Source organism: Spirosoma areae, assembly GCF_054781775.1.
Genome location: NZ_BAAGTT010000026.1, coordinates 177,078 through 190,064 on the forward strand (window position 1 = coordinate 177,078; position 12,987 = coordinate 190,064).

Annotated in this window: 12 protein-coding genes; 4 read left to right on the forward strand and 8 right to left on the reverse strand. The window is 51.7% G+C overall.

The features are described from left to right. Positions 1 to 11: 11 nt before the first annotated feature. Both ACYVI1_RS13660 and ACYVI1_RS13665 read right to left on the reverse strand, forming a co-directional pair. Complete coding sequence (locus ACYVI1_RS13660; protein WP_460911011.1) at positions 12 to 920, reverse strand: 3-keto-disaccharide hydrolase; 909 nt, start codon at positions 918 to 920, stop codon at positions 12 to 14. Positions 921 to 1,027: 107 nt separating this feature from the next. Beyond that, positions 1,028 to 1,990, reverse strand: coding sequence for a Kelch repeat-containing protein (locus ACYVI1_RS13665; protein ID WP_460911013.1), 963 nt, complete (start codon positions 1,988 to 1,990; stop codon positions 1,028 to 1,030). A gap of 260 nt (positions 1,991 to 2,250) precedes the next feature. On the opposite strand from ACYVI1_RS13665, the gene katG reads away from it, so the two are divergent. Next, on the forward strand, positions 2,251 to 4,521 hold the full coding sequence (katG, locus tag ACYVI1_RS13670) for a catalase/peroxidase HPI (protein WP_460911015.1): 2,271 nt from the start codon (positions 2,251 to 2,253) through the stop codon (positions 4,519 to 4,521). Positions 4,522 to 4,709: 188 nt separating this feature from the next. Further along, positions 4,710 to 5,606 (forward strand): LysR substrate-binding domain-containing protein, encoded by an 897-nt coding sequence (locus ACYVI1_RS13675; RefSeq protein ID WP_460911017.1) that lies wholly within the window; start codon positions 4,710 to 4,712, stop codon positions 5,604 to 5,606. A gap of 94 nt (positions 5,607 to 5,700) precedes the next feature. On the opposite strand, the gene ACYVI1_RS13680 is transcribed toward ACYVI1_RS13675, so the two are convergent. Further along, positions 5,701 to 6,162 (reverse strand): Lrp/AsnC family transcriptional regulator, encoded by a 462-nt coding sequence (locus ACYVI1_RS13680; RefSeq protein WP_460911198.1) that lies wholly within the window; start codon positions 6,160 to 6,162, stop codon positions 5,701 to 5,703. A gap of 174 nt (positions 6,163 to 6,336) precedes the next feature. On the opposite strand from ACYVI1_RS13680, the gene ald reads away from it, so the two are divergent. After that, complete coding sequence (gene ald, locus ACYVI1_RS13685; protein ID WP_460911019.1) at positions 6,337 to 7,470, forward strand: alanine dehydrogenase; 1,134 nt, start codon at positions 6,337 to 6,339, stop codon at positions 7,468 to 7,470. A 98-nt stretch (positions 7,471 to 7,568) separates the two neighbouring features. Then, complete coding sequence (locus ACYVI1_RS13690; RefSeq protein ID WP_460911021.1) at positions 7,569 to 8,051, forward strand: group II truncated hemoglobin; 483 nt, start codon at positions 7,569 to 7,571, stop codon at positions 8,049 to 8,051. Here ACYVI1_RS13690 and ACYVI1_RS13695 read toward each other — a convergent pair. From ACYVI1_RS13695 to ACYVI1_RS13715, 5 genes are all read right to left on the reverse strand, one after another. After that, positions 8,048 to 8,341 (reverse strand): hypothetical protein, encoded by a 294-nt coding sequence (locus ACYVI1_RS13695; RefSeq protein ID WP_460911023.1) that lies wholly within the window; start codon positions 8,339 to 8,341, stop codon positions 8,048 to 8,050. The genes ACYVI1_RS13690 and ACYVI1_RS13695 overlap by 4 nt on opposite strands. Beyond that, positions 8,341 to 9,876: a hypothetical protein gene (locus tag ACYVI1_RS13700; RefSeq protein WP_460911025.1), complete on the reverse strand. Its 1,536-nt coding sequence runs from the start codon at positions 9,874 to 9,876 to the stop codon at positions 8,341 to 8,343. Before ACYVI1_RS13700 ends, ACYVI1_RS13695 begins: the two co-directional genes overlap by 1 nt. Positions 9,877 to 10,068: 192 nt before the next feature. Further along, positions 10,069 to 10,866 carry an RsiV family protein gene (locus ACYVI1_RS13705; protein WP_460911027.1) on the reverse strand — a complete coding sequence of 266 codons (798 nt, stop codon included), beginning with the start codon at positions 10,864 to 10,866 and terminating at the stop codon, positions 10,069 to 10,071. A 59-nt stretch (positions 10,867 to 10,925) separates the two neighbouring features. Then, positions 10,926 to 11,660, reverse strand: coding sequence for a LytR/AlgR family response regulator transcription factor (locus tag ACYVI1_RS13710; protein ID WP_460911029.1), 735 nt, complete (start codon positions 11,658 to 11,660; stop codon positions 10,926 to 10,928). 53 nt (positions 11,661 to 11,713) lie between these two features. Then, positions 11,714 to 12,841, reverse strand: a complete 1,128-nt coding sequence (locus ACYVI1_RS13715) for a sensor histidine kinase (RefSeq protein WP_460911031.1) — start codon at positions 12,839 to 12,841, stop codon at positions 11,714 to 11,716. Positions 12,842 to 12,987 lie beyond the last annotated feature (146 nt).

Genomic DNA, 12,987 nt, shown 5'->3' on the forward strand with positions numbered 1-12,987 from the left:
CGCTCGTGTTATCACTTCTTATAGCGGCACTGCGTGTTATCTGATTTTACGAAATAGGACTTGTAATTTATGGCCCTGGGGTCAGTACAGCCTTTCAGGTCGAGCACGTCTACGTTCTTAAAATCAATTGCATGACTTTCGGCCTGTAGGGCAATATAGCCTTCGCCGAGGGGCGTATTGGCGCGGCTAATCCAGTAACTGGCATTGTCGATGTGGGCCGCTTTCCAGTCGTTTCCGGTATTCACAAATCCCCCGCCCACTTCCGGCCGTTCGTAGGTCAGCACTGTGTCGCCTTCAATGACATGATGCACGATGGAATCGCCCAGCACGATGGCTTCGGCAGTTACCCATTGGTCGCCGTCGTAGGTTTTGGAATCGGAGTCGGTGCAGTGTTCGGGCCGCAGTTTGCCCGTCATGTACACCTGTGTGCCGGGCGTGCAGAGGTTACCCGTGTGACGTTCCTGTGACGCCATACCGGCCTTCCCTAAACCGCCCAGCAACTGGAGTTCCAGCGAGACAGGGAACGTTTGCCCGATGGATAAACTTGCCGCCGACTGTGAGTGAACCATAACCCCACTGTTCCGAACATTCCACGTATCGCCACCGGGTGTTTGCTCGCCCACAAACCGATACGTAAACCGCACCCGGTAATACGAAAATGGCTTTTTGTAATACATGTGGCCGTACTTACCATCAAACGTTTTGTACTGATCGTAGGCAATCCGCAGCATACCCTTTTCGACGCGGAAGGTGTTTTTGTAGTTATCGTTGAGCGGCTGCCCGGCAATCTTGATGTCCCAGTCTTTGAGGTCTCTGCCATTAAAAAGGAGCACCCAGTCCTGGCGGTCGGCGGTTTTTTGGGCAAACGTTGTTGAGGTGGTTAGTATCAACCAGGCGATTGTATAGAGTAATTTTTTCATAGTTCATTCGAGTGTCAGGTTTTATGTGTCAAGTTGGTTTATGCGTCCGTATTTCTGCGTTAGCCAACTGCTCCGGTGGCCCGGCTGAAACCTGAAACAGTTAACTGTTATTTCATCACTTCAACCGTGTTCAACTCCGGCCCGCCACCATGATTGGCCGACCCGGCCACAATGTAAATTTTGCCTTCATGAACAACAGCCTGCGTCCCATGCCGACCTTGTTTCAGGGTAGGGCCTGTTATCCAGCGGTTGGTCTTCGGGTCAAAGCTCTCGGCTTCGTTATGGGAGAGCTGCTGTACGGTTTCGCCCCCGATTATCCAGACTTTGCCGCCCTGCGTAACGGCTGTAGCGCCCGCCCGTTGCGTAGGCAGGTTCGATGCCGCAGGCAGCGTTTCCCATCGGCCCGTTTTGAAGTCATATAGATCAACCTCAGCAATGGTTGTTTCCAGCACTTTATTAATTCGGGCGGTTGAGTTGCGACCACCCGCCAGATACAATTTATCCCCCACAACGGCGGCACTGATGTGGTCGCGGGTGCGGGGTGCATCGGCCAATTTCTTCCAGGTGTTCGTCTTCGGGTCGTACTCGTCTAACCAGGCCACATGACCGTCGTAATGCCCATCAGTGATGCCGCAGGCCATGTAAATCTTGTTGTTATAGACCACAACACCCGCCGAACCCCGCAGCCGATCGTTCGGAATTTCCGGTCCGGTCCGCCACTTGCCCTGTTTCGGACTGTAAATATAGATGGTTGGCAGGGGTGTTTCGTGCGGGTATTTCCCCTGAAATGCACCCATAACATATAATTCGCCCCCGTAAGTGATCGCCTGAAAATGATTCATTTCGACGGGTGGCGTGGGCAGTGTTTGCCAAACAAGCGTTTTGAGATTCAGGGCTTCTAAGGGTTTAATGCCGCGTCCGCCAACGGCATACAGACTGTCGCCAATGAGTGTAGCCGCGTTTTCATGGCGTGGCGAGCAGGCGTTTTGTGTCGTAATGGCTTGCCAGGTTTGTGCCTGAAGTGGTAGACTGCTAAGTAGAGTTGCGCAGGCGAACAAATATCGGTGCATGAGTAGGTTAGGAATTAGTCTTACTATTGAACTACATCATGTAAAGAAAACTATAGTATCTTTTACTGACTTGTAAGAAGAGTTATTTCTAACTATCGAAATGAATTGATTGATAATTCCGAGACCGATACTAATTTGACATCTATCATCTCTACATTAATTCCATAGACAATATCTATGTTTTCATAAAAACAATAAATAATAATTATATAACCAAACGCTTTAAATTTGACACGACAAGTAATAAACCATTATTCGAAATGGAAACAACCAGAAACCAGGATACCCAGGACCCAAGCGTATGGGACGTCAATGATCCAAGCCATGTTAACACCGTGGGAAAGTGTCCCTTTTCTGGTGGCGCTCAAAATAAAAGTGCGGGCGGAGGTACCAGAAATCGCGACTGGTGGCCTAATCAATTAAAATTGAACATCCTGCGTCAACATTCCTCGTTGTCCGATCCGATGGACGAGAACTTTGACTACGCTACCGAGTTCAACACCCTTGACCTGGCGGGCGTGAAGCAGGACATCGCCGAACTGATGACTACTTCCCAGGCCTGGTGGCCAGCCGATTACGGCCATTATGGCCCGTTCTTTATTCGGATGGCCTGGCACAGCGCCGGGACATACCGCATCGGGGATGGCCGGGGTGGCGCCAGCTCGGGCGACCAGCGCTTTGCTCCGCTGAACAGTTGGCCCGACAATACGAACCTCGACAAGGCGCGCTTACTGCTGTGGCCGATTAAACAGAAATACGGCCGGAAACTTTCGTGGGCCGACCTGATGATTCTTACCGGCAACGTAGCCCTGGAGACGATGGGCTTCAGGACGTTCGGTTTTGGCGGGGGCCGCGAGGATGTTTGGGAACCAGAGGAAGATGTCTACTGGGGTTCAGAAACCAAGTGGTTAGGCGACAATGTTCGGTATCCTGACCACGAAGAGCGTGTGCTGGAGTCTCCACTCGGCGCAGCCAATATGGGCCTCATCTACGTGAACCCGGAAGGACCGGGTGGCAATCCTGACCCCGTTGCTGCCGCGCACGATATTCGGGAGACCTTCGGGCGCATGGCCATGAACGACGAAGAAACCGTTGCCCTGATTGCGGGCGGACATACCTTCGGCAAGACCCACGGGGCTGCCGATCCCGGCAAGTACGTTGGCTCTGAACCCGCCGGTTCTGGCATTGAAGAGCAGAGCTTAGGCTGGAAAAACTCGTTTGGTGCCGGGCATGGCGCCCATACGATTACCAGCGGGCTTGAGGGGGCGTGGACGACGACACCCGCGCAATGGGGCCACGAATATTTCGAAAACCTGTTCGGATTCGACTGGGAACTGCACAAAGGACCGGGCGGAGCGCATCAGTGGCGACCGAAAGAAGGGGCTGGCGCAGGTACAGTACCCGATGCACACGACCCGTCAATCCGTCACGCACCGTTTATGCTGACGACCGACCTGTCGATGAAGGCCGACCCGGCGTATGAAAAAATCTCCAGACGCTTTCACGAGAATCCCGATGAGTTCGCTGACGCGTTTGCCCGGGCCTGGTTCAAACTGACGCACCGCGACATGGGGCCAATTGAGCGCTATCTCGGCCCGGAAGTACCAACCGAAGAGCTACTCTGGCAGGACCCTATCCCTGCTGTGACGCATACACTGGTTGATGAATCAGCCATTGGAGCCTTGAAAGAAAAGATTCTGGCGTCCGGCCTGTCGGTATCTCAATTAGTTTCCACCGCCTGGGCTTCGGCAACCACCTACCGCAACTCGGATAAGCGCGGTGGTACCAATGGGGGGCGGCTTCGTCTGGCACCGCAGAAGGATTGGGAAGCGAACAGTCCGGCTCAGCTAGCCAACGTGTTGAAGACGCTTGAAGGCATTCAACAGGCGTTTAATGGCGCTCACGGCGAAACGATGATTTCGATGGCCGATCTGATCGTGTTAGCTGGGTGTGCAGGCGTTGAACAGGCGGCTAAAAACGCCGGTCATGCCGTGACGGTGCCCTTCACGCCGGGACGTGGTGATGCGTCGCAGAAGCAAACGGATGTAGTCTCATTTGCTGCGCTGGAACCAGGGGCCGACGGGTTCCGCAACTATCTGAACGCTAAACATAAGTCGGCGGCTGAGGATATGCTGATCGATAGATCCCAATTGTTAACGCTGACCATACCCCAAATGACGGTGCTGATCGGTGGGATGCGTGTGCTTGATACGAACTTCGATCACTCGAAACACGGCGTTTTCACGAATCGTCCGGGCGCGCTTACCAATGATTATTTTGTTAATTTGCTGGACATGAATACGACCTGGCGAGCCACATCGGATGCTCAGAACGTATTCGTGGGGAGTGACCGGGTAACGGGTGAAATCGAGTGGACCGGTACCCGGGTTGATCTGATCTTCGGTTCGAACTCAGAGTTGCGGGCTATCGCCGAAGTCTACGGTTGCGGAGATTCGCAGGAGAAATTCGTGCGGGACTTTGTGGCCGCCTGGACGAAGGTGATGAATCTTGGCCGATTCGACCTGGTCTGATAAAAGGGTTCCCAACTGATTATGCACAAAAGGTGGTTTGGCAACAGGCTACCTTTTTTGTATTTAATTTCCTTGCACGGAAGCTCTCGTCGTGGTGTCAGGTTCTCAAACCTGACATTTAGCGGCAGTAATTGTGTCAGGTTTGAGAACCTGACACCACGACGTCGTAATCTGATACAAATGATCCCATGAATATTCAGCAACTCGAATACATTACAGCCGTCGATAATTTTCGTCATTTTGCTCAGGCTGCTGAACATTGCAACGTTACGCAGCCTACCCTATCCATGATGATTAAGAAACTCGAAGAGGAATTAGGAATAAAGATTTTTGATCGGACTAAACAGCCAATTATTCCAACAGCCATCGGACGCCAAATCATTGATCAGGGCAAACTAATTCTTCGGGAAGTGGGTCGGCTAAACGAAATGGCCAGGCAGTATAACGGGAATTTATCGGGCGAATTGAGAATTGGCATCATTCCAACCATTGCCCCTTATCTGCTGCCTCACGTTGTGCCAACTTTTATTGAGCATTACCCCGACATCCGGCTGCATATTTCGGAAATGATCACCGACCGAATCATTACCGAGCTTAAAACGGGTAGCTTAGATGTCGGTATTGTTGCATCCCTGTCAGACGACCCGGCCATCCAGGAAATACCGCTTTACAAAGAGTGTTTTTACGCCTATGTATCCGAAAAAACGAGTCTTTATAACAAACAATATATTCTGCCAGGCGATATAGACCCCAATGAACTTTGGTTACTGGAGGAAGGGCATTGTTTTCGGACGCAGATTCAGAAACTCTGTGAGTTGAGCCGTAACAGTACAGTCGGCGCCAGTTTTAATTATCGCTCCGGGAGCATCGAAACATTGATGCGGATGGTTGACCGGAACGGCGGTATTACCATTTTGCCTGAACTGGCTGTGCTCGAACTCCCGGAAGATCGGCGGAAATACATACGAAACTTCGAAGAACCGGAACCTACCCGCGAAGTCTGCCTGGCCGTTAACCGTAAACAGGTTAAAACCCGACTAACTGATTTATTAAAAGCCGCTATTCTAAAACACGCCCCGAATTGAGGGGTTAATCAGTTAATCAGTTAATTAGTTGATTAGTTAATTAGTTGCTGGCGCAGGTGTTGTTCCCGCGCCAGCAACTAATTAACTGATTAACTCACACCGGTATAACCGTTGAATTTTTCACGTCGGCCATCACGAAAAAACTGCTGATGTGCAGTGTTCCGGCAATGACCGACAGGTGTTCCTGATAGAATCGGTTGTAGGCCTCCATGTCGCGGCTGACAATTTTAAGGACATAATCGAACGTGCCCGATACCCGATTACACTCCATCACTTCGGGTAGGTCGCGCACGGCCTCATCAAAAGCCGTGAAGGCATCGCGGGTTTGCCGGTCGAGGGTGACCTGGCAATAGACCATCAATAGATTCCCGAGTTTTTTCTTGTTCAAAATCGTAACGTACCGGTCGATAACACCCTCACGTTCAAGGCGTTTGATGCGTTCATGCACCGGTGTTTTTGACAGGTTTATCTGCTGCCCGATTTCCTGAATGGTAAGTCGGGCGTTTTGTTGCAACAGGTTCAGAATTTTACGGTCAGTTTTGTCTAAAATCTCCATGGCGGCATTTTTACGGCTTCTCATTGCCAAATTAATAAATAACAGAACTATTTTCGATTGTCTGGCCAAGTATTAGTCATATTTCCTAAAAAAATGCCGTCTATCAGAAAATAGGTAGACTAAATTTACCTTTGTCGCATAGCATTGTGCAACATCCCAACGCACTCATTCATTATGGTTATTGGTGTTCCCAAAGAAATAAAAAACAACGAAAATCGCGTGGCACTGACACCCGCTGGTGTCACCGAACTGCGTAAGTATGGCCATACGGTCTACATACAGGTCAATGCCGGTGAAGGCAGCGGTTTTGAAGATGAAGAATATATTGCGGCTGGCGCCATCATGCTGCCGACCATCGAAGATGTGTATGCCATCGCCGAGATGATTATGAAGGTTAAAGAGCCCATTGCGGCTGAATATGACCTGATTAAAGAAGATCAATTGCTGTTCACCTATTTCCACTTTGCCTCGTCGGAAGAACTGACACAGGCCATGCTGGCAAAAGGAGCCGTTTGCTTGGCCTATGAAACCGTTGAGCGGCCCGACCGCAGCCTGCCCTTGCTGGTACCCATGTCGGAAGTAGCGGGCCGGATGGCCATTCAGGAAGGAGCTAAATACCTCGAAAAACCCCTGAAAGGCCGGGGCATTCTGCTCGGTGGCGTGCCGGGTGTGAAACCCGCCAACGTGCTGATTCTGGGGGGCGGTATTGTGGGTACGCAGGCCGCTAAAATGGCCGCCGGGTTGGGCGCCCATGTGACCATCATGGATGTTAGCCTGGCGCGTCTGCGCTACCTGTCCGACATTATGCCGCCTAACGTGCAAACCATGATGTCGAACGAATACAACATTCGCGAGATGATTAAAGTCTGCGACCTGATAGTTGGGGCGGTCCTGATTCCGGGTGCCAAAGCGCCACACCTGATCACCCGGGCCATGCTCAAGGAAATGCGGGCCGGTACGGTGCTGGTCGACGTAGCCGTTGACCAGGGTGGCTGCATTGAAACCTGCCAGCCCACGACCCACGAAAATCCGACCTACATTATTGATGGCATTGTGCATTACTGCGTGGCCAACATGCCCGGCGCCGTGCCCTACACCAGTACCCTGGCATTAACGAACGCGACCTTACCCTATGCCCTGCAACTGGCCAACAAAGGCTGGCAACAGGCTTGCCGCGACAATATGGACCTCAAACTGGGCCTGAACATCGTAGATGGTAAGGTTGTCTACAAAGGCGTTGCTGATGCCTTCGGCCTGCCCCTCACCGACGTAAGCACCGTGCTGACCGAAGAGGAATTAACGCAATAAAACATTACCTATTCATCGACAGACGTGGCCGCATTCGGAAGAGTGCGGCCTTTTTTATGGGACGATTTTGTTAACTTACTGGCGCACTGTCATTGACCATGGAATCACAACCCAAAGCAGCTATCCCTACCCTCTATGAATGGGCCGGTGGTATGGGAAAATTTGAAGCCTGGACCGATTTATTCTATCAGCGCGTTCGGGAAGATTCGATTTTGGAACCCGTTTTTCGGGGTATGTCACCCGACCACGCCCGGCATGTGGCCCATTTTATTGCCGAAGTATTTCGGGGACCAACTACGTACAGCCGTACCGAAGGCAGCCATTACGAGATGATTCACAAGCACTTGGGTAAACACCTGACCGAAGGGCAACGCCAGCGCTGGATTGGGTTAATTCTGGACACGGCTGATGTTGTGGGACTGCCCGATGACCCGGAGTTCCGTTCGGCTTTGGTTGGCTATTTAGAATGGGGTTCCCGCCTGGCGGTCATCAACTCAAAAGCGGATGCTGTTCCTGAAGCCCACGATGCACCCATGCCTGCCTGGGGCTGGGGCGAAACCGGTGGGCCTTACCTGCCTTAACTACCCAGTTCCTGCTGAACTAACGCCTGCCATTCTTCTGCCAGCGTTCCGTCGAAAAACGGTGCTTTAGCCCGCCGATACCAGTAGTTTGCATTGAAGCGGTCACCTTCTTTCCGATGCAGATACGCATGAAGTCGGTCGTAGGCCTGAATTCCCTCACGGCTTTGGGCAATGGTATGGGCTTGCTCCCAGTTAGCGTTGGCATCGTACCAAAGCCCCTGCAAAACAGGATGCAGGTCGGTGGGTGGCTGTGGCTGTGCGAGCGATGCGGTAAATTGATCGAGTGTCATTATTGGCTCGTTTTAGGTGGGAATGAGGCTTTTACATACGGTTCATAGGCGGGCGTAACAAAAATCGTGTAGGTAGCCAACCGCACCGAGCGGTAAGGGTGCTTCATAACGCGCGGCAGTCGTTTACCCAGTTTCTGAAAATCATTGTTCGGAATAATGGCTAAATCGGCATCCTCCCACTGGTTTTCGGTTGGCCAGATGTTGTAATGTTTGTGAAAAAACGGAATCAGATAATCGAACACAAACACATTTGACCGGACCGGAATCGTTCTGGCTAATTTCTCAATGATGGCCACATCCGACGCGGGCAACATCGATTCTTTTTGCGGGTCGAACCGGTGTCGGACTATATCGCGCAGCGCAGAAACCAACCGAAAATCGGGCCGGGCGTACTGAACAATTGGCGGTTGGATAGCCATCAGTAACAAGCCGATCAGCGCCGGTTGCCAGCGGGGCGCTGCCCGTTCCCCGGCCCCAAACAATACCCAAATCATCAGCACATACACCACCGAAAACGCATACACCAGCACGAACCGGGGCGGCCACGTCAGGGAAACCTGTTCAAAAAGCGCGTTGGTGCCGTAGTAGGTGGCGCCCTGCACCCAGTTGGAGAGCAGCAAAGCCAATTGCGCCACCGCATAGACCAGCAAAACGCTGCCCGTTTGTCGCCAGCCTGTGCGGGCTAATCCATACAGCATCAGGCCGATGGACGGGAGCAGCAGTAAAAACGTCTGGGCCAGCAGCAGCAGATTTGTACGGATAAATACTTTATTGTGCAAACCAGCCCCGATGGCGTTAAGCGCCTGCTGCAAGCGGGGTTCCGGTTCGGCCGAATGGTTTTTGTATGATAAAAACGCCATGCCCGCCACAAACACAGCCGCCCAGCCAGCGAGTACAATCCAGAATCTGCGCTCGGTCAGAATGCCGAAAATGGTTCGCTGACGATTGCTTAGTAAGTACTGAATGCACAAAAAAGCCAGGTGAAGAGCCCCCGCCAGCAAGGCGCCATCTTCTTTCACCAGCACCAGCAGTGCGGCTGCCAGCCCGAACAAGCGGGTTTGGTAGGTGAATAGCGAAAGCAAAAACAGCAGCGAAAGTGGAAAGTAGGTCAATTCGGGGTGCCAGCCAATGCCGGGGTGGTCGTTCAGCCAGAACCAAACCGGCCCCAGCAGCAATACGGCCACCAGAAGCCAGACTGCCCAGCCAGCCAGTTGTCGGCTCAGGTGGCGAAGCAACAGCCCGTAACTTAGTAAAGACAGGCCGAGTTGAACGATAAAGGCTCCGTAGGCTCCGCTAACATAGATGAGCGGCCCCCAGAGGAGCATGGCGTAGTTGTTGTGAATCCGATCATCATAGCCCCAGATGTTTTCGTAGAGCAACGGGCGGCCATTCAGCCAGCTACACGACGCCTGAAGGAAGATATACATGTCGTTGTAGGTATAATACAACGCCTGAAATCGAAGCACTTTAAACCAGAAAAACAAGAGTAACAGTAGGCTGCTGACAGCAACCGGGGCAATCCATTTTGATCTCATACGGTAAGGAAACGAGCAGCGTCAGCAGATGAACGGCCCATTGAACGGGGCAAACTTACGGCAATTCGTGATTTGAGCAGTGGGCGGGGAAGGTTTGGTATGGACAGGCTCATGGGGTTAACAGGCGTTTTAGCTGCCTGAATTCCTGTTAATCCTGTAATCCTGTCAGAAAAGTCAAATTTATTCTGCTCTTTACAACCAGTCGGTTCGGAGAATGCCGTTGAGTTGTTCGTAGGGCACGGTCACTTCAATCGGCCCCACAGCATAAGCCGCAATTTCGTAGGGGTTGTAATAAAAAACCAACCCTTCGTGACTCATACCGACATTACCCGGCAGAAAAAACCGGCCATCGCGCAGAAAATACCCCTGCTCTTCGAGGTTATTCTGCGATGACAACGCCTGTTGTTTCCGAAACGCTTTCTCAACCACATTAAGTAAAGCTGTCGTATCAGATACCATGTCGGCCAGCGTAAGCATACGGCCCGTTTCGCGGTCGAAGGTATAAAACGATAGATTGGAATTAGGATGCGCCCCGCCCGTATAAGCAAAGGTCTCATACTTGACCGTCAACGTTTTCGACCCGGCATGAACCGTGTCAGCGATGGTTTTTATTTCCCAGCAGCCCCCTAAGTTGCCCATGTCTTTCCGCACCGTTTCATAGTCGGTGGCAAACAGGTTGGCGGCTTTGGCTAAATTGGTCTGGGCATCAGGGTGGTCGGCAACGGTAGCACTGTCGAGCAAATCGACCACGGTATCAATAGCCAACAAGGTTAAACTATCATTGATTTTTCGCGCTCCTTCCGAATCGTCCGTCAGCAGGAAATAGGATACCGACAGGTCAACTCCCTGATTAATTGTGGTGTCGCACCGAGTTGACCCCGTCAGGGTATAGTGCTGCCGCCCCAGCACCGGCGGGTCGGAAGTCGTTGACTGACAGGCTGAAAATAACCCAATAGAACTGAAAAGAAATGCCGTGAGTAAAGACTTCATGAAGAGGATGCTGTCGTCGATAAGGCAAACAGGCACCGAACCGGCTGGCCTGCCTTATTCTACAAACTTAGCAAATCTTTGAACCGAATCGCCTGTCGGCGGCTAATTTCGATTTTATCACCCCCCCGCAGCGTTACCAGGAGTCCCCCACTAAACCAGGGTTCAATTTTCTCAATCCATTGCAGATTGATGATGTGCTTTCGGTTGGCCCGAAAAAATGTGGCCGGATTGAGTCGGTCCTCGAGCGCATTTAATGACTTGAGAACCAGCGGCTTTTGGTCGTCGAAGTACAGCCGCACATAATTGCCCATCGACTCGAACAGCCGCACTTTACCTAATTTGACGAACCAGCATTTTTCGCCATCCTTCACAAATACCTGGTCGTTTTCGCCCAGCATTTTCGTGGACGAACCCAATGAGGTGCCGTTATTTTCGGGAATATGCTGCTCCTCTTCAACCCGGTGGATCGCTTCGGAGAGTCGGGCCAGTTCAACGGGTTTAAGCAGGTAGTCGAGTGCGTTGAACTCAAAGGCTTTAATGGCATACTCGTCAAACGCGGTTGTGAAAATAACTTCCGGCGTTTTGCCTTCAATGGCCTGCAACAGCTCAAAACCGTTTTTGCCGGGCATCTGAATGTCTAAAAACAGAAGCTCCGGCTCCAGTTCATCAATCATGGGCAGGGCCTCGTCGGCGTTGGCAGCTTCGCCGATGATTTGAATTTTTGGGAAGTTTTCGAGCAGCCGGCGCAGTTCATTGCGGGCTAAACGTTCGTCGTCAATAATGAGTGTTTTCATACATAAATGAAGAGCGAGAGAGTGAAGAATAAAAAGGAATGAAGAAGATGGGTTTATTCTTCACTTTTCACCGCACGGGCGGCCCGGTCTTCATTCTTCACTTTTTCTCGTCGGAAAATGCCCTCCGACTGGGCAGGAATGGTTATATCAGCACAAACGGTCGGCCCATCGTGTTCCGGCAATCCGGTGTAGTTGGTGTCTTCTTGAAAAATATGAAACTGGGCATCTGGGCCGTAGAGTAATTCAAGGCGCTGGGCGGTGTTCGCCAGGCCAAACCCACCGGAGGCTTCCTTGTCGCCCAGAACACCCGTATTTCGGATGGTAATGTGCAATTTATCGGTTAGAATACTGGATTTGATTTCAACGAATCCACCCCCAATGGCCGTCGAAACGCCATGCTTGATGGCGTTCTCGACCAGCGTCTGGAGCATCATGGGGGGCACCTGCCAGAACAGCGTTCGCCCGTCGAGGTCGATCCGGCAGGTCAGCCGGTCTTCGTAGCGGATTTTTTCGAGGGCTAAATAATCCTCTACCGTTTTGATTTCTTCGCGCAGTTCGACCGTTTTTCGCCGGTCGGCGAGCAGCGAGTTGCGGAGCAGATTGGAGAGCTGCGTGATGCCCTGCTGAGCCTTGGTGGGGTTTTCGTAGATTAACGCCCGGATGCTGTTGAGGGCGTTGAACACAAAGTGCGGATTTAACTGCGAGCGCAGGACTTTCGCTTCTGTTTCGCGGATGCTGGTTTTCAGAAGGATACGTTCGATTTCGGCATTCCGGTTCTCCTCAACGTAGTGGTAGGCCGTATAGCCGAGTACCCACGCCAGTATGGTTTTGCCCCAGCTAATGATGTAGCCAATGACCAGCCAGGGTTCGTCGACCATCCGCTGCGGAACCAGTATCCGATCAATGGGCAGGTTCAGCATGGTCATAATAAGGGACATGATAAACACGGACATGAGCACCCGGGGAGCCAGCCGAAAGAACGGCAGCCGCACCCAGTTCCACCGCCGAATCATCAGCCGATAGAGGTGAGTAAGGGTTATACCCAGAAAAATATTGGCGATGGCTAAGTAAAGAAAGTCGGGATCAAAGCCGCCCTCCAGTACATAGGCCAGATACTCCACTAAAATCAGGAGTGACCAGCCAAAAAGTTGACAAAACCAATAGATTCTCTGCTTCGACATCCCGATGTCATTTAACCGTCACTACCGGACAATAAGCGAATATACGGGATGCTCCAGTAAACGGATTAGATAATACACTAATGGAGAAAAAGGAGGAGGAAAGGAAAAAAGCAGGAAGACAGACCGGAAGCAATTCTGTTCCGCCC